This window comes from Secundilactobacillus kimchicus JCM 15530, from assembly GCF_001433995.1.
Classification (GTDB): domain Bacteria; phylum Bacillota; class Bacilli; order Lactobacillales; family Lactobacillaceae; genus Secundilactobacillus; species Secundilactobacillus kimchicus.
In genome coordinates, this window is record NZ_AZCX01000005.1 from 20,253 (window position 1) to 44,225 (window position 23,973).

The window sequence follows — 23,973 nt, forward strand, 5'->3', positions numbered from 1 at the left end:
GAGACCACCAAAAATCAAATAATTTTACTTGATCTTTTGGCAGCCCCAATTGAGCACTTTTTTGGGGAGTGGTGACGGTTAGGTCACGGTATGGATTAATTTGTCCCGTTAATAAAGGCATCCATCGCATTTTGATCGACTGAATTGATGATGAACGTGACTTGATCAACATTAAAGTTTTGAGTATCAATATCGACGACTTGGCCGTTATGAGAGAAACGGGTTCTGAAATCTGCTTGAAGATAGCCAAGCAGTGAAACAAATAGTAGAATCGCCCGTTGATCACCAAACGTGATTTCAACGGCTTGGCTTGAACCATCATACCGGAGGATAGCGTGGGGGAGTCCATAGCGGTTAAAGAGATGATTGAAGCTTGTTAAAACGAGTTGGTCTGAGTAGTTGATGGGGGGGACCTCCTCAGTACTTAGGTTTGATAACTTGGTGGCCGTGATACAAGCCTGATGGTGAGATGTGGTGGCTCAGCACGTATTCATTGATCTGTGGATCCCAGTGAACTGCTGGTGTGGATAGTTTTTGGTGGTTTCGCCGACTACGTTTTTTAGTTTTAGAGGTTCGTCTGGCGGGGGTAGCCATAGGATTATGTCCTCCTTTCTAAATAGTAACTATTACTATTTGAGCTTTAGAATAAAACTTTGGCTGGAATTTGTCAATTTAAAATTGCAATTTACTCTGGCGGATATTAAAAACCGCTACTTTGTTAGGGTCGAAGTAGCGGTTGTGTCGAATGATTAGGGATGACCATTATTTTGTTGGCAACATTCCTGCCAGTAAATCCATCACGCCACTAGTGGCACTTGGAAAGGCAAAAATTTGTTGGTGTAAGTCGTTAGCTGTCATATGGCCATTGATGATCATCGTGATGAGGTTAATAAGATCATCCGCATCATCTGCGTAGAGGCTGGCTCCGACCAAGTAACCAGCTTGATCAAAAACGAGGGTGGCCTCGGCGTCCAAGGCCAGCTTGTACTCAAAGGCGAGTCGTTTTCCAAATGGGGCAACTTCAGTCTGGTATGTACCGGGGTTAGCCTCAATGATTGCGAGGTATTGACACACTAAATTTTGCGAATTAAAGATGCGTATTATTAGTTGTTTTCGGCATATTTGCTATACTTTTAGTGAAAGTATGAATTAATGAGCAATGACCAGAAAGGGTGTTTTACGATGAAATGGCAACTCAGTGTCGCAATCGCAGCGACCCTATTACTAGCGGGGTGTTCTACAACCGATAACGGGTCAAAAAACGCATCGAGTCAGCAATCAACTAACAGCCAGTCGAGTGTTAGTTCAAGTTCGAACAGTTCGACGACAAAATCCACGGCGTCGAACAAATCCCTCACCAACCTAGCGTTTAGTCCAACCGACGCGATTAAAAAGTTCCAGGATAAGTACCCAAAAGCAGCCATCACAGATTTATCCATCGAAAAGGATTCGGGTCAATACCAGTATGAAATTACTGGTGGTCATGGGCATTCAGAGTATACGCTAGATCTGGACGCTAAGTCTGGAGCGGTCTTGGATACAGAAAGCGAGACAATCGACATTGATGGTGAGGATGATAATTTCGCTGATAATGCGCTAAATTTGAAGAATCTGATTAGTTTGAATAAAGCGGTGAGCGCGGCTCAACCAAAAGTCCGTCATGCGACCGCAACAGAAGCGGCACTAAAACAAAAGGGGAACGTTACGTACTGGGAGATCCAGTTCAATAAAGGCCAAAAGCAGCCAGACGTTCACGTCGATGCCCATTCGGGAAAAGTCTTGGCGGTTGACCAAGACGACTAAGGCCTTTAACTGGTTGACCAGGACACTTAGTCAGCAAATCATTCGACTTTAAACCCTCAAATCCGCCATAATTGTTAGTAGAAAGACTAACGGTTATGGCGGATTTTATTTTGGGTCACAACCCATGTTGACACGGTGTCATAATCGCGTTATATTTATCAGGTGATAAATTAGATTAACTCATAAAGGAGGTCCGCAATGGTTCAGACAACGTTTTTGAATTTACCAGTTGAAAAACAGAAGAAGGTCCGCCAAGCGCTGCTGGCCGAATTTAGGCAGCACGCCTTGGCAAAGGCTCAAGTGGCGCGCATTGTGAAAGCTGCCGAGATCGCCCGGGGAGCATTCTACACCTATTTTTCGGATTTAACGGATGCGTATCAATACTTAATGGAAACTACGCTTCAAGAGATTCATGTCTCATTGCCAACGGACGCGCCGATTGTAGTGCCGACTCAGTACATTGAAACAATTCGTCAGTTTTTCACGCAAGCGACCAATCTGGATTATCTGAACTTATTCCAGATGCACTACCGGTTTAACGAAGGAGTGCTGGGTGCGAAGCCATCTGAGCTTGTCCAAGCTGACTATGGGCCAGCGCGGTGGGCCATTATGACGCTTTATCACCAGACGATTCAAGATTGTATTTTGGATCCCGAGCACTTGGAGGCCCGGCTTGGACAGCTCCAAGAAATTCTTGAAAAAAGCCAGATTGGAGGGGTTTAAATGTTTCTAGCATTGAAGGAAATTAAAAAAGAAAAAATCCGATCCGGCATGATCATTGCGATGATTGCGTTGATTGGGTATTTGATTTTTATTTTGACCAGCCTAGCACTCGGGCTAGCGCGGCAAAATACCGATGCCGTAAATTCTTGGGGCATCGACAATATCACGTTAAATGACAGTGCTAACGTTGATTTACGCCAATCCATCATTACTCAAAAGCAGGTTGGCAATCTAACGGCCGACCAAGCACTGTTGGGACAAGCACCAGTCGTGGTCAAAGCTAAGGACCATGCGAACACGTCGGCCGCCTTTGTTGGCTTGAAGCCGGATCAGTTTATCGCGAAGAACCTCAAAGTGTCGAGTGGTCATCAGGCGACTCGCGTTGGGGAAGTCGTCGCAGATGATTCCTTTAAGACCAAGGGCTATGAGCTTGGCGATACGGTGACCTTTAATGACTTCAGTCGCAAGTTTAAGATCGTTGGGTTCACCCAAGGCGCTAAATTAAACATTGCGCCAGTCTTATACGGCCGGTTGTCAACCTGGCGTCAGTTGAAAGGCAACATGCCAGGAGCCTATGCAAGTGCCATTGTTTCCAAGGATGCGGGGTATCGAACAAAGGCCAACGGATTGAAGACGTACAGTAAAGCCACCTTCATTAATAAGCTCCCGGGGTACTCTGCACAGAACTTGACCTTTGGCCTCATGATCTTCTTTTTAATGTTAATTTCGTTGATTGTGATTGCAGTTTTCCTCTATATATTAACGATGCAAAAGTTACCAAATTACGCTGTATTGCGGGCGCAAGGCATTCCCAGCAAAATGCTGGTGGGTGCGACAATCAGTCAGTCCGTGTTGTTGGCAGCTGCCGGTTTGATTCTCGCGACCGCCCTGACTGTTGTGACGGCTTTTGCCATGCCAGCGAGCGTTCCCGTGGCCTTTGATGTTCCGATTCTGGCCAGCGCAGGGGTGGGGCTACTAGTGATGGCCCTATTAGGGAGCCTCATTCCGATTCGAAGCGTCTTGAAAGTTGATCCGGTAAGTGTGATTGGAGGGTAGAAAATGAAACCATTAGTGATTGAAAAGGTGAACCAGGTTTTCGGAACGGGAACTGCCCGGGTTCACGTTCTGCACGATGTGTCGTTTGAAACGGAACCGGGAACCGTCAGCCTCATCATGGGTCCATCTGGGTCAGGGAAAAGTACGCTGCTTAGCATTGCTGGTGGCTTGCTGACTCCGACAAGCGGGATGGTGAGCGTGGCTGGCGAGCCGTACAGTGACCGAACAAAAAAGCAGCGTGATAAGTTGCGCTTGGACTACATTGGCTTTGTGTTACAAGCCTACCATCTGCTACCTTATCTCACGGTTCAAGACCAATTCACGTTGGTGGACAAGGTGAAATCAACCGGGAATCTATCTGCAGATGAATTAGCCGAAGTGCTCGAGTCCTTGGGAATCTCAGACCTCGTGCATAAATACCCGCCCGAATTATCCGGTGGGCAACAGCAACGGGTCGCTATTGCCCGGGCGCTATACCCGAACCCCGCCGTCATCTTGGCCGATGAACCCACGGCTGCCTTGGATGGTCCGCGGGTGCAGGTAGTGGCTGATCTTTTCAAGAGTCTGGCAGTGGAACACGGCAAATCCGTCGTCATCGTGACACATGACAGTCGGTTGACTGATGTGGCGGATGTTATTTATGAAATGAAAGACGGTTATTTAACTCAAAAAGAATGATGAAAGCAAAGCCCGACTGGTCGAAAATGGTGACGAGTCGAGCTTTTTTTGAAATGAAAACGGAAATTTTCGGCCGTTTAAAAATCTCGTAAGAGGGTTGTAAGCACGAGCCAAAACCGCCATAATACTAGTTGTGAGGAGATTTTACGAGAGTTAAGTTTCCCCTCAAAATAACGGGTGTTCAGTAACTTTTGTAATTGGACCGTATCAATTTTTTAAATTGTTGACTTTTCTCCAAAAATTGGTATGATTATGGAGCAAAGAACGATTCCGGACTCCCGGAATTTTGTTGCTGACAGCTTGTATTTAAATGAAGGAGTGTAAATTTCATGGCAGTAGATTTCGATTCCAAGTCATACTTGGAAAAAGTTGACGCCTGGTGGCGCGCTACAACGTATCTTTCTGGTGGGATGATCTTTCTGAAGGACAACCCATTGTTCTCAGTTACTAACACGCCACTCAAGGCAGACGATGTGAAAGTTAAGCCTATCGGACACTGGGGTACCATTTCAGGACAAACCTTCCTGTATGCGCACGCTAACCGTCTGATCAACAAGTACGACTTGAACATGTTCTACATTGGTGGTCCAGGTCACGGTGGTCAAGTAATGGTTACTAACTCTTACTTAGACGGTACCTACACTGAAGATTACCCTGAAATTACGCAAGACCTTGAAGGAATGGCTCGCTTGTACAAGCGCTTCTCATTCCCAGGTGGGATTGGGTCACATATGACCGCTCAAACCCCTGGTTCATTGCACGAAGGTGGCGAACTTGGTTACTCATTATCACACGCTACCGGTGCTGTTTTAGATAACCCAGACCAAATTGCCTTTACGGTTGTTGGTGATGGGGAAGCTGAAACTGGTCCAGCTGCTACGGCCTGGAACTCAATCAAGTTCTTGAACCCTAAAAACGATGGTGCGGTATTACCAATCCTTGACGTTAACGGCTTCAAGATCTCAAACCCAACAATTAGCTCACGGATGAGTGACGAACAATTAACTAAGTTCTTCGAAGGCTTAGGCTGGTCACCTCGTTTCATCGAAAACGACGACATCCACGATTACATGGCTTACCACGAATTGGCCGCTAAGGTCTTGGATCAAGCTATTGAAGATATCCACCAAATCCAAAAGGACGCTCGTGAAAACGGCAAGTACGAAGACGGTGAAGTGGCTGCATGGCCAGTTATCATCGCTCGTTTACCAAAGGGTTGGGGTGGTCCTACTCACAACACCAAGGGCGAACCAATCGAAGGTTCATTCCGTGCTCACCAAGTTCCTTTGGACTTGAAGCAAGGCGACTTGTCACAATTGGGTGAATTCGAAGACTGGATGAACTCATACAAGCCAACTGAATTATTCAACGCTGATGGCTCATTGAAGGACGAAGTTGCTGACTTCGCACCTAAGGGCGACAAGCGGATGGCTGCTAACCCAGTTGCTAATGGTGGCCGTGCTAAGGGCGCTAAGCCTGAAATGCTTGACTTACCAGACTGGAAGTCACTTGCAAACGACATCAACGATAGCAACCGTGGGACGCAATTACCAGACGGTAACCGCAACATGGATATGAACGTTCTTTCAACGTTCTTTGCTGGCGTTGCTAAGAAGAACCCAACTTCATTCCGTGTATTCGGTCCTGACGAAACGATGTCAAACCGTCTCTGGGAAATGTTCAAGATGACTAACCGTCAATGGATGAGTAAGGTTGAAGAACCATTTGACCAATACGAAGCCCCTGAAGGCCGGATCTTGGATGCTCAATTGTCAGAACACCAAGCTGAAGGTTGGCTTGAAGGTTACACTTTGACTGGTCGTACTGGTGTCTTCGCATCATACGAATCATTCTTGCGAGTTGTTGACTCAATGACGACGCAACACTTCAAGTGGATCCGCCAAGCTGCAGATCAACCATGGCGTAACGATTACCCATCATTGAACTTGATCTCAACTTCAACTGTATTCCAACAAGACCACAACGGTTACACCCACCAAGATCCAGGTATGTTAACCCACTTGGCAGAAAAGAAGTCGAACTTTGTTCGTCAATACCTGCCAGCTGATGGTAACACCTTGCTTGCTGTCTTTGACCGGGCCTTCAAGGATCGTCAAAAGGTTAACCACATCGTGGCTTCTAAGCAACCACGTCAACAATGGTTCTCAATTGACGAAGCTGATGAATTAGCTAACGAAGGACTTAAGGTTATCGACTGGGCTTCTACTGTTGCTGAAGGTGAGGATGCAGATATCGTCTTTGCTTCAGCCGGTGTAGAACCAACCATCGAAACTTTGGGTGCCGTTCAATTGATCAACGACGCCTTCCCATCTGTTAAGATGCGTTACGTCAACGTTGTTGAATTAGGACGTCTTCAAAAGAAAAACGGCCCATTGAACGACGACCGTGCCTTAACTGACGACAAGTTCAGCGCACTGTTTGGCCAATCAGGCACTCCAGTTGTCTTTGGCTTCCACGGTTACGAAGACTTGATCGAATCAATGTTCTACGAACGTCAACACTTAGGCTTGCACGTTCATGGTTACCGTGAAGACGGTGACATCACTACTGCTTACGATATGCGTGTCTACTCTAAGTTGGACCGCTTCAACCAAGCTAAGGACGCCGTTAAGACGTTGGTAGCTAACGGTGCCGTTGATAAGGCTGCCGGTGAAGCATTCGACAAGAAGATGGATGACATCTTGGCTAAGCACTTTAAGATCACTCGTGACGAAGGTCGCGATATCGAAGAATTCACTAAGTGGTCATGGTCACCATTGAAGAAGTAATTCCTCAATCGTTAAAATGAACATTTATAAAAAGGTCAGCTCCTTGTGAAGGGCTGGCCTTTTTGTTTTGCCTTGAGTTCGTGTGCCACTTGCGGGGCCGGGGGTTGTTGGCTGTGGGGGCCGGGCCGAGCCGAAGAGCGGTCTCGACCCTCGCATTGCAGCCCCGCTTTGCGGGTCTCCAATGGCGCCCCATGCTGTAAGTGCTAAAGCACTAACACCATCGACACTGCCAACAACCCCCAGCCCCTCCGGGTTACGCAGTGCTCGATATTGCAGCAGTGAGTTGCGAGCCAAACTCCCAGGGCTTGGAAAAATGGTATACTTAGTTCAATACAGAGCAGGAGGAGAAACAAATGAATTTCAAAAAGCTGACCCTTTCACTTACTGGTCTTGTACTTAGCCTGCTGGTTTTTGGCGGTACTGCCCAAGCTGAGACAACCAATATTACAGACAACCATGCTTCACGAGTGCGTGGCAATATAAATGATTACGAGGGTCTATTTAGTCGTCAATATTACCGAGTCAATAAGAAAACAACAGTCAAACTCGCTTTTTATCGCAAGGATAACCCCTCAAAAATAACCTATCGCAACTTGACCATTCCGACAGGCACCATCATCAGCGCCCGTTCTTGGACGGATCCGAAAAATGCTAAGATTACTAGAATCAATGATTCATTTCACATGGCGGACCTCAGCTATAAGCTGAAGCAAAAGGTGATTACCTCAGCTAGTGCCAATGCTTATGGTAATGGCGAAATCTATATAAAATTTAGGCCGGGTCGGAATTTTACTCGAGTGAAGCGCCCAAGTTCAGTTTTGCCATATGGTGACAGCATCCTTGCTAAGGGCGGGGTTTCAGCTATTAGACAGCTACCCACGGTCACCGGTGATTCAGTTAAGTTGACGTCAGATGGTTATATTGAATACTACAAATTTAACCAGCAACCGTACACATCGTATTCTCAACGCTATTTCTGGAGTTCCAAGCCAACTAGCTATCGAAAGATTAATCACGTTTTGGTTAAAGGATCCTCAGTTTACTTGTACTACAGGTCAAAGTTGCCTAATGTCAATGACAAACGAGTACGGAAATCTGGGCCATACCAATATCGGTTGACCATCAAAAATCAGCACACACCATACTCGTACGAAGACACAACTCAAGGTGATGACACGGGCTTTTCAAGTATTTATACCATCGGCGGCGTGCAATATAATACCCGAATTGCGCAAGGCTGGAATTAGAAAATGATTGGTTACGATTAGAGCGGCTTTAGGTCAATTCGCGAAAGAACTGGCCTTTTTGGTCGATAAATAAATGGGTTTTCATGGCTGTGAGTGCTAAAGCACTAACACCATCGACACTGCCAACAATCCCCGGCCCCTCTAGTTTACTGAACAGCTTTCGGGGACGTTATTAGTTCTGTTCGAAATCAAACGAGATTACCTGGTTTACTATTGTGGGGTTTAGTAGAAACACGCAATTAAGCGTCTGACATTTTTCATAGTCAGACGCTTATTTTGTATCGAGATTCAGTCATTCTTTCAATATTGCCATGGGCAATTTTTTCCTTGGTATTTTTAGCTAGCGGTGCATTTTCCAAGAAACCAGCTGCACTATTCGGAACGGGGTTATTGGGTGTATCGCTACAGCCTCACGCCGAGTTGCGGTATGCTTAAGCAAAACGAGGAGGGGGCAGGTAGGCCAGCTAAAAATATTACGGACGTTTCTAGCTTTGATCGCGCCATGCGGGATGATTTAGTGTTGAGCCCCGGAAATTTAGGGATTTTATTTTGTGCAGCTATGATTGCCAGTATCGGGTTGAATCTCAATTCACCGGTCGTGATTATTGGGGCGATATTGATTTCACCGCTGATGAGTCCCATTCAGGCGATTGGCTATGGACTTGCGATATCCGATTCAACGTTGCTTGGCCGTGCGTTGCGACTTTTGGGGTTAGAGGTCGTGACCAGTCTGGTGGCGGCCAGTCTCTATTTTTTGTTTTCGCCAATCAATACGCCGACTGCGGAAATTTTGAACCGGGTGCAACCGACGATCTGGGACGTTTTGATTGCAATTCTTGGCGGAACCGCTGGAATCATTGCTGCTACCAAGAAAAATAGCATTAACGTGGTGATTGGAGTCGCCATTGCGACCGCTTTGATGCCACCGCTTTGCGTGGCTGGATTTTCGATTGTTCATGCGAACTGGTGCTATCTGGGCGGCTCTGCGTACCTATTTTTAATCAATTCATTTTTCATTATCTTAGCTACGATGATCGGCATCTTGATTTACAACAAGGCCAACCATATCCATTCAACGGTTCCCAGCCGGTTCCGATGGGTGATTTCCTAAATTGCAGTCGTCATGGCGGTACCGAGTTTGATTACGGCTCTTGTCACGGTTCGCCAGAGTTACTTGGATAGTCAGTTACAATCGTTTGTTGACTCGGAAATGTCGAGTATCTATGTCTCTAAGCAAAGTGTCGATCGTAATCAGCGGAAAATTTCGTTGTTTGTGGTGGGCTCTCAAGTTTCTAGTCAGGAAAAGCAGCGACTAAAAAAACAGCTGCCGAGCTATCATTTGACGGACTACAAACTTGATATCACGCAACTATCAGCTAAGAAATATGTCTCAATTGCGGATCTTAAAAAGTACTTTGCGGATAATCAGCAGGCCGCACAAGATGCTGATAGTACTCAAGATAAAGTGCAGACTGCCATTGCCGATGAAGTTAAAAAAATTAACAAACAGGTTGTGGTGTCTTTTAGTGATTTGAAGGAGGAGGATGACCGCGTTGAAGTGACCATTCAAACGAAGCAGCGGTTAAACGCCGCTCAAAAGAAGGCTCTTCAAAAGGCGGTTAAAGATGCAGCTGATCAATATAGCATGACGGTCCAAATGACCTTCACGGTATCGGATAAATAATCGTTAACAGCAGAGGATACCAACTAAAAAAAGCCATTCCAACTGAAAATGGAATCGGCTTTTTTAAATCAAAATGAAATTTGGTTAGTCGACGATGATCAATGATTTAATCGCTTTTCGTTGATCCATTGCTTGGTAGGCGGCATCAATGTCATCCAGTTTGAATGATTGGGTGAAAACCTTGCCAGGGTGGATGTCACCATCTAACACAGCCTTCAGTAATTCGGCTTTATCGTAAGTGGTAACCGAAGCAGGGCCACCGGCAATTGTTGTGTTTTTAAAGAAAACGGGGGTGAGATCCATGGCAGAATTGTGAGGAACGCCAACGCGACCAACCATGGCGCCTGGGCGGCCCACTTTCATGGCCGTGTCAACGGATTGTTCGGTCCCGACACATTCGAGCACAGCATCAGCGCCGTCGCCATTTGTCAGTTCCATCACCTTAGCAACGCCTTCATCACCACGTTCAGCGACGATGTCGGTAGCACCAAATTCCCGGGCGAGTTTTTGCCGGTCTTCGTGCCGACTCATCGCGATAATCCGCTTAGCGCCACGGAGTTGGGCAGCAATGACACCACATAAACCAACGGCGCCGTCACCAACGACGACCACGGTGTCACCCTTTGAAACGTGCGCAACGCGGGCGGCGTGGTAACCGGTTGGCATGACGTCGGCCAACGCTAATAATGATTTCAACATTTCTTCACTGTAGTCTTCGGGTTGACCAGGAATCTTGATTAATGACCATTCAGCATGTTGGTAACGCATGTATTCGGCCTGGGCGCCCGTACTGAAATTGTCGTCGTGGTTCAAGCAACCACCTTCAAAGCCGGCGCGACATGCCGCACAGTGACCACAGCCATGAGTGAACGGCGCGATAACGAAGTCGCCAGGGACGAGGGTCGTAATGGCAGCACCCACGGATTCGATAATTCCGATGGCTTCGTGGCCCGAATTTTGTGAATGCTCGGGGACTTCGTCCAGTCCACGGTAGGCCCAAAGGTCAGATCCACAGACACAAGCCCGAACGATGTGAATGATCACGTCGTCGTCAGCAATTAATTCTGGTTTATCCACGGTTTCAATGGCAACTTTGCCAGGTTTCATAAATAGTGTGTCTTTCACAATTAATTCCTCCAGTAATTTCATGATTAATGATCAAGTCTATTATGCGCAAGATTGACCAAAAAGACCAATACTTCTTATCCTTACATCTTATAGCTAAAAGCTATAGTGATTTCGATGAGGCCGGCGATATGAACGCAACTAATGACCGTGGGATGACTACTATTGGCTTGCTAGGTGTTGCCGAAATTCTTTTAAAAACGCATCTGCTTGGGCTGAAAGCGGTGTTGACTTCGACCATATTAAACTTGCGTGGGCTTCGAGCCTGGGCGCTAGCGGAATAAAGGTAAGATTGCTACCGGTTGTATTAATGATGCCATCTAAACAAAGAACGGCACCGACTCCGGTGGCGGCCATAATGGACGCATTATAGAGTAAATTATAGGTGGAAATAACCTCTAAAGAAGCAGTACTGTCACCAATCCAATTGGCGAATAACGATAAGTTACCAGTTTGTTGGGGCATGATTAAACATTGCTTTTGTAGGTCCGCAGCACTGACTGTGGCTTGCTGCGTGAGGGGATTATCCCGACGAACAAGAAGCCCCCACTGAGTCGACCCAGGTAGTGTTAAGAAGTTTGCATTTTCTTTGTCGGCAGGTTCCATCACGACGCCGAAGTCAAAAAGACCAGCATCCATTTTGGTCGTCACTTCATCGGCGTCAGTGCTGTACAAGTTGACTTTCACCTTTGGTGCCTTTTGTTTTAGCGCGGCAACTGTCTCGGCGACCGTGACCATCATTGAAGCTTCGGCACTACCAATAGTCACAATCCCGCTTAATTCAGCACTTTGTTGAATGTTGACGATTGTCTTGTCGGATAGCGAAATAATTTGTTTCGCTTGGTTAAAAAAGTACTTACCAGCACTGGTGAGTCCGATGGTCCGGCTGCCACGTTCGAAAAGGGTGACGCCCAATTCAGCTTCCAGATCCTTGAGTTGCCGGGAAATGGTTGGTTGCGAGATATGCAGTTTTTCAGCGGCCCGAGAAATGTTTCGTTCCGTGACCACGGCGACAAAATAGCGAAGAACCCGTATTTCCATTTTGAATTACCTATTCCTTTTAACTATATGTTGCCATCTATTATAAGTATTAGACAGAATATTGTAAAGCCGCTATGATGGATTTATCTTAATTGGAGGTGATGATTTGCCAGTTCGATTAGAACAGTTGCTTGATGCTGGTACAGTCGCCTTTTCCGGTGAAATTGAGGCACAAGTTAACCGGGTTGTGGCTGAAACAGCAGGACACTTGCAACGGTTTAACGGGACGCAAGATACAGCGGAACAGGTAACGATTCTTCAAGAGATGATGGATGATCGGTTACCGAAAACAAGCACAATAAAAGCGCCATTTCAGAGTGATTTTGGTGGTCACATCTTTGTCGGCGAGCACGTGTTTGTTAACCGAGATTGTTTATTTGTTGACTTAGGCGGTATTACGTTAGAGGATCACGTTTTAGTTGGACCCCGAGCATCACTGATTTCGGTTAACCACGTTGAACAGCCAACACACCGACGGGACCTTGTGTTAAAGCAAGTGATCGTCAAAAAAGGAGCCTGGATTGGATCGGGATCGATAGTGTTGCCTGGAGTGACGATTGGCGAAAATGCCATCGTAGCGGCAGGGGCGGTGGTCACAAAAGACGTTCCCGCCAATATGATAGTTGCTGGGGTGCCGGCTAAACCCATTCGGGAAATTAAAGTGGAATAGGTGTCGCTATTAGAGGAGACAATAGTTAATGGATAATTATATTTTTGAACTCGACCAAACTGTGGATTGAAAGACGGTCCACTTTACAAACCGTTTTGGCATTCAGCTGGTCGCGGATGTGTATACGACGAAAGGCCTGGATTTTTCAACTAAACATCCCGCGTTGATTGTTGGACCACCGTACTCTGGTGTTAAGGAACGGGGACCCGGGATTTACGCGCAGGAAATGGCAAAACGGGGTTACGTTGCGCTGGCTTTTGACCCATCGTTTAACGGGTTTAGCGGCGGTGAGCCACATCACGTTTCATCGCCTGATATTTTTGTCGAAGATTTCATGGCTAGTGTTGATTACCTTGGGACTCGCGACTACGTTGATCGTGATCGAATCGGGGTTATTGGCATTTGTGGTAGCGGGAGTTTTGCGTTAAGTGCCGCTCAAGTTGATATGCGCATTAAGGCTGTGGCAACGGCCAGCATGGTTGATATTTCTGCTGCCCAACAACAGGGGACAAAGGACGAACGCCAAGCCCGCTTAACTGAAATTGGTGAGCAGCGTTACGTTGATTTTACGAGTGACCAACCCTTTATGGGGCCGCGAGGGTCAGCTCTTGCTGATGAAACTGACGATCCCGTTTTCCGTGAGTTTGGTGATTTTTACTTTACTAGTCGCGGGTGGCATCCGAACGCTATTACGACAGTTGCGCTGAGCTCCAGTATGTCATTTATGAACTTCAACTTATTGGATAAGATTGCCGAAATATCGACGCGACCAATAATGTTGATTGTGGGAGAAAATGTTTTTTCGAAGGGTTTCTCTGAAATGGCTTTTGCAGCCGCTCAGGATCCAAAGGAGTTAGTGATGGTTCCTAATGCAAACCATATTGACTTGTACGATGACTTGAAGACGATTCCATTTGATCAATTGCAACAATTTTTCGATAGCAGTTTATATCGTTTGACTAACTAAGGAGGGCCAATATGACAAAAGTTTTAATTTTAGGCGCTAATGGGGCGACTGCCAGGATTGTTACGCAACGGTTGATTGACGAGACAAACGATGACATCGTGCTTTATTTGCGGAGCGCGAGCCGACTTTCTGAATTCAACCAATATACGCAAGTCACCGTGATTGAAGGCGATGTTTTGGACACAGTCACGTTGGTGCAAGCGATGGTGGGCGTTGACCTTGTGTATTCTAATATTGGCGGCGTCGATTTAGGCAAGGCTACCCAGGTCATTCTTGATGCGATGAAGGTGAGTGATCCGAAGCGACTGATATTTTATAGTGCGTTAGGCGCGCTGCATGAAGTACCAGGCGCATTTGGTGAATGGAACGAAAACGCAATTAAGGCTTATCTGCCCGGCTTTCGTGAGGCTAATCAACTCATTGAAGCGGTCCCGGAAATTACCACCACCCAGTTGCGACCTGCCTGGTTAACGGACGCTGATGAGATTAACTATGAACTAACGGGATCTGATGAGCTGTTCAAAGGGACCGAGGTCTCCCGAAAGAGTGTTGCGGACTTCGTCGTCTCACTAATTAAGGACCCGAGTCAATACCAAAATGACAGTATTGGCCTCGATAAGCCGGGCACGGATGGGCCGAAGCCGACATTCATGGCGTAACAAAGTAGTGAAAAGGAGGACGATAGTCGTTGACTATTCAAGAGGTAACATTAAATAACGGTATTAGTATGCCCCTCGAAGGGTTTGGGGTTTTTCAAGTGGATGACTTAAAGGGTGCCGAAGAAGCAGTTCAGACCGCCATCAACAAGGGTTATCGGTTAATTGATACGGCGAGCTCCTATAAAAATGAAACGGCAGTTGGTCAGGCAATCAGTAAGTCTGGTGTGGACCGGCAAGATCTATTTATCACGACAAAGGCCTACATTCAACAAATGGGCTATCGTGAAACGATTCGGGCCTTCTATGAGTCACTAGAAAAACTTCAATTAGATTATTTAGATCTTTATTTAATCCACATGCCTTTTGGCGATTATTACGGGTCTTGGCGGGCAATGATCGATTTATATAAAGAAGGAAAAATTCGGGCAATTGGGGTCAGTAACTTTGACTCAAGCCGATTGATTGATTTAGCCAACAACTTTGATGTCATTCCGGCCGTGAATCAGATTGAACACCATCCCCATTTTCAACGTCCTGAGGAATTAAAGGTGATGGCGGACCTGGGTATTCAACCTGAAGCGTGGGCCCCATTTGCGGAAGGGCTGAACGGTATGTTTGACGAACAAGTGTTGAAGAATATTGCTGAGAGTCATGGTAAGTCAGTCCCGCAAATCATTCTTCGGTGGAACGTTCAAAACGGGGTTGTGGTTATTCCGAAGTCCGTTCATGAAAACCGAATGATTCAAAATCTCGCCATTTGGGACTTTGAATTGACGACTGAAGAACAGGATCAAATTGCGACGCTAGATAAAAAAGTGCCATCAATGCTGGATATTAACGAACCGAGTGAAGTCAAACGCGTGTACGATTACTTGGAGCATCCGGTACTGACCAGTTTGGGCTAAAATAACGTGATGAAAGCTGCCATTTAGGCGGCTTTTTATTTTGGAAAGAGCGCCGATATTGATACTTTACAACGGTGAGGGAAAAGCGGATAATACAAAGCCTCTTGTAAAACGGCACACTTTACGTAAGTAAGACAACCGGTGGTCGAAACGTTGACGCAGTTGCCCATTTGTGTGTAACAGGTTTGGCGGGGGAGCACATGTTGAGAGACATTAGGGAGGTATCGCATGTTAGTTCGTGCAATTGGAAAATACAAGTGGTTGTTAACAGCTGCCTTGGTGACCATGCTGGTCGAAGTAGGCGCAGCCTTATGGCAGCCGAGCTTTATGAAGGACATCTTAAGTACCATGGCCAGCTTATCGTTATCGACGAGTGGGAAGGTCGGTAAAGTCAGTGGTTACGGGATTGCGTTGATTGCCATTGCCGTGGTGGGGTTGATTGGCTCGATCCTAAACACGATTGCGGCAGCAAAGTTGGCGCAGGCGGTTTCCGCTGATTTACGAGAAAACACATTCCGCAAAATTCAGACGTTTTCGTACGCAGATATTGAGCGGTTTAAGTCCGAAAACTTAGTTGTTCGGATGACCAACGATATTAACCAGATTCAGATGTTGTTAATGATGACGTTCCAGATTTTGATTCGGGTCCCGTTATTGTTTGTCGGGTCCTTTGTCTTGTCCATCATCACGATGCCACAGTTATGGTGGGTCATCGTGGTGATGGTCGTCTTAATCGTGATTGTCACGGGACTCTCAATGCGGGCGATGGGGCCTCATTTTGGGGCGTTCCAAAAGTTAATGGATAAGATCAACGCCATTGCTAAGGACAATTTACGGGGCGCTCGGGTTGTGAAATCCTTTGTTCAAGAACGCAATCAAGAAGCCAAATTCGATAAAGAATCAGACGATTTGCTGGGGCATAACTTAACGGTTGGCTACATTTTTGCCGCTATGATTCCGGCATTTACGATCATTTCACAACTTGCTATTTTTGTCGCCATTCTCTTTATTTCGTTCGGTATCACCCAGTCGGCGAGTTTTGCCCAGGATCAACTGGGAGGTATCATGAGTTTTATTCAGTACATGATGCAAATTATGTTTGCCATTATCATGGGTGGGATGATGTCAATGTTCGCTTCTAGGGGCTTCGTTTCGATTGGCCGAATTCGGCAGGTCTTGGAGGCCACGCCTTCCATGTCATTTCCGGATACGCCAACGGAGACGCTGAGTGGTGATGTGACGTTTGAACACGTGTCATTTTCTTATCCTGACGATGAAAAGCCAACGTTGAAGGATGTTAGTTTTGAACTAAAATCCGGCCAACAGGTTGGGATTGTCGGGGCAACTGGGGCCGGAAAATCCACTTTGGCCCAACTCATTCCGCGGTTATTCGACCCATCGGAAGGGACCGTCAAAGTGGGCGGCAAGGATTTAAAGACACTGTCGCGTAAGACGTTGAACAGCACCGTGTCGATTGTTTTGCAAAAGGCTATCCTGTTCTCCGGAACCATTGCGGGGAACCTTAAACAGGGGAATTCGGCCGCTACAAAAGACGATATGGATCGGGCTGCCCAGATTGCACAGGCCGCTGAGTTTATCAATCGCCTCCCTAACCGCTACGATGCGGAAGTGGTTGAGCGAGCCAATAATTTCTCGGGTGGGCAAAAGCAACGCTTATCCATTACCCGAGGCGTGATTAAGCAACCGAAAGTCTTGATTTTGGATGATTCCACATCAGCGCTAGATGCCCGTTCGGAGAAGCTTGTTCAAGAGGCGTTTGATAAGGAATTGAAAAATACGACGACCATTATTATTGCGCAAAAGATTTCGTCGGTGGTGCATGCTGACACCATTTTAGTGATGGATCAGGGCCGGCTTGTTGCGCAAGGCACCCATAATGAGTTAGTGGAAACGTCCGACGTTTACCGTCATATTTATGACACTCAAAAAGCCCAGGGGGATGATGCTGATGAATGACACTGCGCGCGCCATTAAGTTCTTCTATTTGTACCTTAAAAAATATAAATTGCAGTTCGCCGTTATTGCGGTCTTCATTATCGCAGCAACCTACCTGCAAGTGAAAGCACCCGCCATCATGGGGGACGCCATTACCCACTTAACTACGTATGTGGGCGACTTCTTTACCCATCAACATGCGCCAGAAGCAACTAGCGCCCTTAAGAAAATTGCCGCTGGTGCGGTGAGTTCTCAAGAGGCGTTGCAACAGATGGCCACTCAATTGAGTCACGCCACTGGCCATACGATGACCTGGCAGGCGTTGACCGACAATAATGTGCCACAACAGCTACTCAGTCATTTGCCAAAGGGCACCACGATTCACTCCCTACAACAAATGGCCAGCATGCCGCACGACTGGAAGGCGTTGACAGATAGCAACGTGCCTGCTTCGGTGATATCATCACTACCGGATGGGACGTCCATTAGTAGCCTGCACAAAGTTGCGTTATCGGCACCAGCAAGTAAGGGCGCCTTCTTCTCTTCCATGTGGTTGCTTTTAACGTTTTACGTGATGACTGGGGTGGCGCAACTTTTGTACACCCTGTTATTTGCGCGAATCGTGGCGCATTCAACGAATCGGATGCGAAAAGGCCTCTTCGGCAAACTTGAAAAAATGACGATTGCTTATTTTGATCGCCACGAAGACGGGGACATTTTGGCCCGGTTTACTTCAGATTTAGATAATATTCAAAATACACTGAATCAAGCTGCTGTTAATGTCACGACCAACTTTGCGTTGTTTATCGGGATTTTGATTATGATTTTTCGGCAAAACGTGACCTTGGCCTGGGTGACCGTTTCGACAACGCCGGTGGCGGTGTTAGTGGCCGTGATTATTGTGGTTCAGGCCAAGCGCAACACGGACCGCCAGCAAGCCGAAGTGAGCGATTTGAACGCTTACATGGACGAAACAATTTCGGGCCAAAAAGCGATTATTGTGGAGGGCCAACAAGAGGACGCCATTGATGGTTTCCTAGTTCGAAACAAGAAAGTGCAAAGTTCAACGTTTAAAGCGCAAGCATGGTCTGGGATGATTATGCCCGTGATGAACGGTTTTCAATTGCTCACAACTGCATTGGTCATTTTCATGGGGACGCGCTTGGTCTTAAATGACTCGGGTATGAGTACGGCGGTCGGTCTGGGATTGGTTGTTACCTTCATTCAGTACGCCCAACAGTACTACAACCCCATCATGCAAATCTCGTCCTCGTTTGGTCAACTGCAGTTGGCCGTTACGGGAGCGACTAGGTTGAATGTGATGTTTGATGAACCTGAAGAAGTTCGTCCTAAAGACGGGAAACCGTTCGAAGAAGTCGGGAGCGGGATTCAAATTGACCACGTCAACTTCGGGTACCTGCCAGGCCGCCAGATTCTAAAGGATGTCAACATTGACGTCAAGAAGGGGGAAATGGTGGCGCTCGTTGGGCCAACGGGTTCCGGGAAGACCACCGTGATGAACTTGATGAACCGCTTTTACGATGTGGATAGCGGCCACATTAAGTACGATGGGACTGATATTCGGGAATTCGACCTTGATAGTCTGCGCTCAAAGGTCGGCATCGTGCTCCAAGAATCCGTTCTGTTCTCCGGCACCATTGCGGAAAACATTGCGTTCGGGAAGCCAGATGCAACAATGGCCGAAATTGTGACCGCGGCCAAGACAACCCATATCCATGAGTTTATCGAGAGCCTGCCCGACAAGTACGAGACGCACGTTGATGAAAGTAACGATGTCTTTTCCGTGGGTCAAAAGCAACAAGTGTCGATCGCCCGAACTATTTTGACAGATCCCAAGATTTTGATTTTGGATGAAGCGACGTCAAACGTGGATACGGTGACGGAACAGCAGATTCAGTACGCGATGGATGCGGCAATTGCAGGGCGGACAGCCTTTGTGATTGCCCACCGACTGAAGACGATTTTAAACGCTGACAAGATTGTTGTGTTGAAAGACGGTCAAGTCATCGAAGAAGGCAATCACCACGAACTGTTACGAGAAAACGGGTTCTATGCGGAACTCTACCGCAACCAATTTGTTTTTGAGTAGGGTTGATCACAACCGCGGCGATTAATCTGCCGAAAAATGAGTCTGGCCCAAAAAGCACCTTGCTTTTTGGGCCAGACTTTTTTGATCGTCAGCGTTTAAGCTGAGGGCGTTCAAATGGCTATTTTACAAAAAAACGCTATAATTATATATTGGAAAGGAGGTGTCTGTTTGCCAGAAAACTATACAAACCGTGGCGAATACCGAACTTATAAATTACTCAAAGAATTAAGTGACAAATATCCAGAAGACGATTTTCATATTTTTGCTAATTTATATTTAGAATCAGATGATGACCGAGACCCGAATCGGCAAGTTGACCACCTAGTGGTTTGTCGAAAAGGAATCTTCATGTTTGAAACGAAGTATTGGACCGGGCAGGTGTATCATAACGTCACCCGCGACCAGTTGATCAGTCTGGTCAACCCGGCTAAAGGACAGCCCAATAAGGCGGCCATTAAGCTGTTGACAAGCTTGTTACCCGATAAGGTGACCCGGGAGAACCAGGAATCGTTTACCATGACCATCAAAAGTCCGGAAAATATTGAAGTCTATAACGGCACAAGTAACCCAATTACGCAGGTCCAGCTCTCTGGATTAACGCTGAATCGACTGATTGATAAAAAATTACGACGAGCTGGTATTAAACCCTATATTCATGAATTTGTTTTCTATAATTACGTTAGTCGGAGTGGCGACGATGAGGTGATTGACCTCAATGGCGTCTTGGATAAACCCTATAGCGATGATTATAATGATTGGGGTGAGGGCTTCACAAATGCGTCGCGGCTCCGTAAGTTCTACCAAGATGTGCACGATAATTTACCAGATAAGCTGGGATTAAAACCACGGCAGGTGGAAAAAATTACAGATTTGATTCATCGCCAGATTGTGCTGGATTAAACTGACACGGCTACAAGTCGTTCTTTTTGATTCATCCGGTGGTTGAGCAAGCCGTCTCTTTGGGGGTTCCCATTGTTAGACGGCTTTTTGTCATGATTGGACACGTCTTTTTTACGTGCAAATTAAGAGTCGGCCGTATTTTCAGCTATCCGCCGTCTAACCGGCATGGTACACTAAAACCAGTTAGGGGGCTGAGAGATGATGAAAGTAAAACGAGTCGTTGCCCTGTTAGCGCTTGGGTTGGGTCTAAGCGCTGGCGGTGAAGTGGCCTCGGCAAAGGATTATACAATTGACCAGTACCACGTCAACGTGGCGATACAGACCAACGGGGATGCTGTGGTGACCCAACGCGTGGCCTACGATTTCGATGGCAGCTTCCACGGCGTGTACTACAATCAGGATATTGGCGGCATTAAAGGCCTGGTTGACCCGGCGGTGAGTGTTCGGACAGCGACGGGCAAGACCCACCAGCTGGCCCATAACCGGTCGCAACAACCCAACACATTTTTGACAACTAAGACAAAGAATAACTATAAATTCAAAGTGTTCTATCCAACCCGAGATGATCGGGTGACTTTCCAATACCACTATCAGTTAAAGGGGGTCGTGACAAATTATAAGGATACAGCAGAACTAAACTGGAAGATTGTTGGGAGTGCATGGGAAGAGGACCTAGACAACGTTAAGATCACGGTTCAGTTGCCCGCCAAAAATATTGGGCGGCTCCAAGCCTGGACCCATGGGCCGCTAGATGGCGACACAACGGTGAATAAGAAGTCGGGCCGGGTCACCATGCAAGTGGCCTCGGTACCCGCCGAGACGTTTCTAGAAAGTCATATGCTGTTTCCGACCCAGGTTACTGCGCAAAATCCAAATGTGAAACCCCAACGGCGGTTAAAGGCCGCACAGGAACAAGAGGCACAGTTAGTCGCCGAAGCGAATCGCCAACGGGAACAGAGTCGGCGAGTCCCGTTAGTGATCGCTGGGATTGCCTTGGCAATCGGAACCCTGTATTTGGTCATACAGTGGTGGTGGTTCCGCCGCCATCCCGTCCACACGGTAAAAGAGGTCCCGCCCGTTCATAGCTTTGAGATTCCACCCTATCCCGCAGCAACTGCTCAGTCGATTTTGACCCGCACGACGCCAGATAACGCGGCGTTCACCGCCTGGTTGATGGAACTGGCAGCGGCCGGGGAAATCACGATTTCACCGGAAAAAGTCGGCCGGCACAAGACCTATCGACTGACTCAAACGACTAAAATGAGTGCCGCCAACAAAACGGAGGACCTCCTTCGATTCTTGTTTGAAAAAGTCGGCCATCAAGACGCGGCTGGGCATCAGACCGTGACGTTGCGGGAAATAAATAAATATGGCAACGGGGCAAGTAAAAAAATGAGTCAAAAATTTACAGCATGGCAGGAGGCTGAATTAAACCGGGTTAAGGCCCAACAGTTCTTCGATGAGGCAAATGGTCAAACCCAGCTTCAGGCATGGTTACTGCTGATTTTTAACGCCATTTTGGCGGGTGGTGGCGCTTTGTGTGCCGCGTTTGTTGTTTGGTCCAACTGGCGCTTAGTGGGCTTCATTTGGGCGGCTGTTTTAATGGCTGTTACCCTGGGCGTCGCAGTCAAACGGCTCTGGCATTTATCGCCGTACACGCAGGCTGGTGCGGATGCTGCTGGGCCGATTAAAGGCTTCAAGGCCATGCTACAAGATATCGGCCATTTTGACCGAGCTCAAGTGGGGGACCTAATTTTATGGGAACGGATCTTGCCGTATGCCGTCGCGTTTGGTTCGGCAAAACAGGTGATTGCAGCTATGCAGACCGACTTTTCCGCGGAAGAATTAGCCACTGGAATGGGCTTTTATTACCCGTTATTCTTCTACGGTGATTTTGGTAACACGACGTTTGCTAGCCAGTTTGGTCACGATTTTGGTGGCAACATTCAAAGTGCAATGAGCAGTTCAAGCGGTGGGAGCGGCGGCTTTAGTGGCGGCAGCTCCGGCGGCTTTGGTGGTGGCTCTGGCGGTGGTGCTTTTTAATCTAACGAGAAACCAAAAAGTGATCCTGAAGTGAACCCCGATTGTTGGACGAAACTTTCAGCTGTTTTCTGGGTGGTAAGAATTCGGTAATTTACCGGACGCTTACCACCCAGTTTTGTTTTGCACCTCCTGAAACGTTGTTATATCAGCTATACGCTAGTTTAACCTACAAAGTGTCCGTGCAACTTGCTTTGAATGTGTTAGAACACGTTTATAGAACACTACCAAAGTCTAATCCGGCTATCTTCTCTTTCAACGTCTCACGGTTCAGTCCCAAGTACTTCAACGTCATAGCTTGGCTTGAATGGTTGAGCAACATCATGACAAAGGCAATGTCGTGTCCTGACTGCTCATTTTTTTTGATTTCCAAATAAACTTAAATAAGCTCGTAAAACATCTCAAATAAAACTCTGTATTCATTGAGGTAAAAGGGATATAGAGTACTTAAAGAGGTTTGTAAAGGGCAACCGAACAAAATCGACGGGCACCAGATTTTAGAGAGGGGTTCCCGCCATAAAAGATCTTTTGCATAGCATTGTGCCCGAATTAAGATATACTGACGACGAAGGAATACATATTCTGAAGGGACGGGATATGATGCTGAAAAATCGCCATGTTCAAGCGTTGGTTGTGGGAATCGTAGCTGCCATCATTGTCATTATCACTAGTCGTTTAGAGTTGAATATTTTTGTATCTGCATTTCTGATAGGGTTAGTTGTTTTTTTAACTGGTGTAATCGTTACAGCTTTGGGTAAAACCAAATAAAAAAGTGATCCTGAAATTTTTCAGGGTCACTTTTTACATTGGGACGTAATCACGTAAGTAAATCAGGTTTTTAATCACAAATTTGTGGTCCGAGATGTCGATGATGCCTTCTTTGCGGAGGTCACTTAAAATTCGGGTGACTGAGGACCGGGAGTTAATCCCACAAAAACCGGCGATGTCCATATTGGTGACGACAAAATCGATGAGGATGCCCTGATGATCTGGGAGGCGTTTTCCAAACAGGTCGACGAGCTGTTTTAGAAAGGTGCACACGATGTCGTGCTTGCTTCCCATGATCATTTGCTGGGAGCGGACAATATTTTCTGATAATTTTGTGCGGTAGTATTCCTTTACGTAGTTGTTTAATTCGTCGTCTTTGTTGACCATTTGCCAAAATGTTACCCGGTCAATTTTATAAAAATCAGCTGTTTCAGATTCGATGCGAACGTTGAATGGTTGGGCGGTATTCTTAGATAGTTCGTCGCGTAATAAGCTGATAACATCAGGTTTGGTAATGTAGGATAAATTGAACTCGCGACCGTCCTGTAAAATAATGGAATTTTTGACGATGCCATCTTTTAAAATGTAGGTGCTGGTTTCGCCTAGTCCATGATAGGTGAGGTAAGTGTGCCGCTTTTTGGTAATTACAGGGACGTGATGAGTCGCCATTTGATTTAGTAAATATTCGGTACGAGTCATAACCATTTTTTTCAGATCCTTAACCATTAACTTTTGAAACAAAATGAAAACTCCAATTTGAGTTGCAAGCTTAATTCTAGCACATAACCTGTAGGAATAAACCGCTTTTCGAGACCCGGTAACATTTCATACGGTAAAAGTTTGCCCCTAAAT

The 23,973-nt window shown here is 46.6% G+C and carries 21 protein-coding genes and 1 pseudogene; 17 read left to right on the forward strand and 5 right to left on the reverse strand.

Going from position 1 to position 23,973, the window contains the following annotated elements:
- Window positions 1–417 precede the first annotated feature (417 nt).
- Both rpmF and FC96_RS07770 read right to left on the reverse strand, forming a co-directional pair.
- On the reverse strand, window positions 418–594 hold the full coding sequence (rpmF, locus tag FC96_RS07765) for a 50S ribosomal protein L32 (protein WP_056942589.1): 177 nt from the start codon (window positions 592–594) through the stop codon (window positions 418–420).
- Window positions 595–762: 168 nt separating this feature from the next.
- On the reverse strand, window positions 763–1,074 hold the full coding sequence (locus tag FC96_RS07770; RefSeq protein ID WP_054660957.1) for a hypothetical protein: 312 nt from the start codon (window positions 1,072–1,074) through the stop codon (window positions 763–765).
- A gap of 108 nt (window positions 1,075–1,182) precedes the next feature.
- Between FC96_RS07770 and FC96_RS07775 the strand changes: the two genes are divergently transcribed.
- The 8 genes from FC96_RS07775 to FC96_RS07810 all read left to right on the forward strand — a co-directional run bounded on the left by FC96_RS07775 (window position 1,183) and on the right by FC96_RS07810 (window position 9,980).
- On the forward strand, window positions 1,183–1,803 hold the full coding sequence (locus tag FC96_RS07775) for a PepSY domain-containing protein (RefSeq protein WP_056942590.1): 621 nt from the start codon (window positions 1,183–1,185) through the stop codon (window positions 1,801–1,803).
- A 198-nt stretch (window positions 1,804–2,001) separates the two neighbouring features.
- Window positions 2,002–2,526 (forward strand): TetR/AcrR family transcriptional regulator, encoded by a 525-nt coding sequence (locus FC96_RS07780; RefSeq protein WP_056942591.1) that lies wholly within the window; start codon window positions 2,002–2,004, stop codon window positions 2,524–2,526.
- A complete protein-coding gene (locus FC96_RS07785) occupies window positions 2,527–3,582 on the forward strand; it encodes an ABC transporter permease (RefSeq protein WP_056942592.1) in 1,056 nt (351 codons plus the stop codon).
- A gap of 3 nt (window positions 3,583–3,585) precedes the next feature.
- Complete coding sequence (locus FC96_RS07790) at window positions 3,586–4,260, forward strand: ABC transporter ATP-binding protein (RefSeq protein ID WP_056942593.1); 675 nt, start codon at window positions 3,586–3,588, stop codon at window positions 4,258–4,260.
- Window positions 4,261–4,589: 329 nt separating this feature from the next.
- Window positions 4,590–7,049, forward strand: coding sequence for a phosphoketolase family protein (locus tag FC96_RS07795; protein ID WP_056942594.1), 2,460 nt, complete (start codon window positions 4,590–4,592; stop codon window positions 7,047–7,049).
- A gap of 353 nt (window positions 7,050–7,402) precedes the next feature.
- On the forward strand, window positions 7,403–8,296 hold the full coding sequence (locus FC96_RS07800; protein WP_054660951.1) for a hypothetical protein: 894 nt from the start codon (window positions 7,403–7,405) through the stop codon (window positions 8,294–8,296).
- A 427-nt stretch (window positions 8,297–8,723) separates the two neighbouring features.
- Window positions 8,724–9,407 (forward strand): DUF389 domain-containing protein, encoded by a 684-nt coding sequence (locus tag FC96_RS07805; RefSeq protein WP_056942595.1) that lies wholly within the window; start codon window positions 8,724–8,726, stop codon window positions 9,405–9,407.
- A 27-nt stretch (window positions 9,408–9,434) separates the two neighbouring features.
- Window positions 9,435–9,980, forward strand: coding sequence for a hypothetical protein (locus FC96_RS07810; RefSeq protein ID WP_056942596.1), 546 nt, complete (start codon window positions 9,435–9,437; stop codon window positions 9,978–9,980).
- 84 nt (window positions 9,981–10,064) lie between these two features.
- Here FC96_RS07810 and FC96_RS07815 read toward each other — a convergent pair whose 3' ends face one another.
- Window positions 10,065–11,105 (reverse strand): zinc-dependent alcohol dehydrogenase family protein, encoded by a 1,041-nt coding sequence (locus FC96_RS07815; RefSeq protein ID WP_054660941.1) that lies wholly within the window; start codon window positions 11,103–11,105, stop codon window positions 10,065–10,067.
- 162 nt (window positions 11,106–11,267) lie between these two features.
- On the reverse strand, window positions 11,268–12,146 hold the full coding sequence (locus FC96_RS07820) for a LysR family transcriptional regulator (RefSeq protein WP_056942597.1): 879 nt from the start codon (window positions 12,144–12,146) through the stop codon (window positions 11,268–11,270).
- A 106-nt stretch (window positions 12,147–12,252) separates the two neighbouring features.
- Here FC96_RS07820 and FC96_RS07825 point away from each other — a divergent pair, with 106 nt between their 5' ends.
- From FC96_RS07825 to FC96_RS12915, 9 genes and pseudogenes are all read left to right on the forward strand, one after another.
- The gene (locus FC96_RS07825) at window positions 12,253–12,816 is read left to right on the forward strand and encodes a DapH/DapD/GlmU-related protein (protein ID WP_235804741.1); all 564 of its coding nucleotides are present in this window, start codon (window positions 12,253–12,255) and stop codon (window positions 12,814–12,816) included.
- A 106-nt stretch (window positions 12,817–12,922) separates the two neighbouring features.
- A complete protein-coding gene (locus FC96_RS07830; RefSeq protein WP_338055567.1) occupies window positions 12,923–13,783 on the forward strand; it encodes an alpha/beta hydrolase in 861 nt (286 codons plus the stop codon).
- Between the two features lie 11 nt (window positions 13,784–13,794).
- Entirely contained in the window at window positions 13,795–14,442 is a 648-nt protein-coding gene (locus FC96_RS07835) for an NAD(P)H-binding protein (RefSeq protein WP_054660937.1), read from the forward strand.
- Window positions 14,443–14,477: 35 nt separating this feature from the next.
- The gene (locus FC96_RS07840) at window positions 14,478–15,347 is read left to right on the forward strand and encodes an aldo/keto reductase (RefSeq protein ID WP_082593492.1); all 870 of its coding nucleotides are present in this window, start codon (window positions 14,478–14,480) and stop codon (window positions 15,345–15,347) included.
- 228 nt (window positions 15,348–15,575) lie between these two features.
- On the forward strand, window positions 15,576–17,324 hold the full coding sequence (locus FC96_RS07845; protein ID WP_056942598.1) for an ABC transporter ATP-binding protein: 1,749 nt from the start codon (window positions 15,576–15,578) through the stop codon (window positions 17,322–17,324).
- Window positions 17,325–17,829: 505 nt separating this feature from the next.
- Window positions 17,830–19,413: pseudogene (locus FC96_RS07850) on the forward strand (ABC transporter ATP-binding protein); the annotation flags it as partial.
- Window positions 19,414–19,581: 168 nt separating this feature from the next.
- On the forward strand, window positions 19,582–20,313 hold the full coding sequence (locus FC96_RS07855) for a nuclease-related domain-containing protein (protein WP_056942600.1): 732 nt from the start codon (window positions 19,582–19,584) through the stop codon (window positions 20,311–20,313).
- A gap of 198 nt (window positions 20,314–20,511) precedes the next feature.
- Window positions 20,512–22,356: a DUF2207 domain-containing protein gene (locus FC96_RS07860; protein WP_056942601.1), complete on the forward strand. Its 1,845-nt coding sequence runs from the start codon at window positions 20,512–20,514 to the stop codon at window positions 22,354–22,356.
- A 594-nt stretch (window positions 22,357–22,950) separates the two neighbouring features.
- Window positions 22,951–23,121, forward strand: a complete 171-nt coding sequence (locus FC96_RS12915; protein ID WP_156403192.1) for a hypothetical protein — start codon at window positions 22,951–22,953, stop codon at window positions 23,119–23,121.
- A gap of 33 nt (window positions 23,122–23,154) precedes the next feature.
- Here the strand turns inward: FC96_RS12915 and FC96_RS07865 are convergent, their stop codons facing one another.
- Window positions 23,155–23,826 carry a Crp/Fnr family transcriptional regulator gene (locus FC96_RS07865; RefSeq protein WP_056942667.1) on the reverse strand — a complete coding sequence of 224 codons (672 nt, stop codon included), beginning with the start codon at window positions 23,824–23,826 and terminating at the stop codon, window positions 23,155–23,157.
- Window positions 23,827–23,973 lie beyond the last annotated feature (147 nt).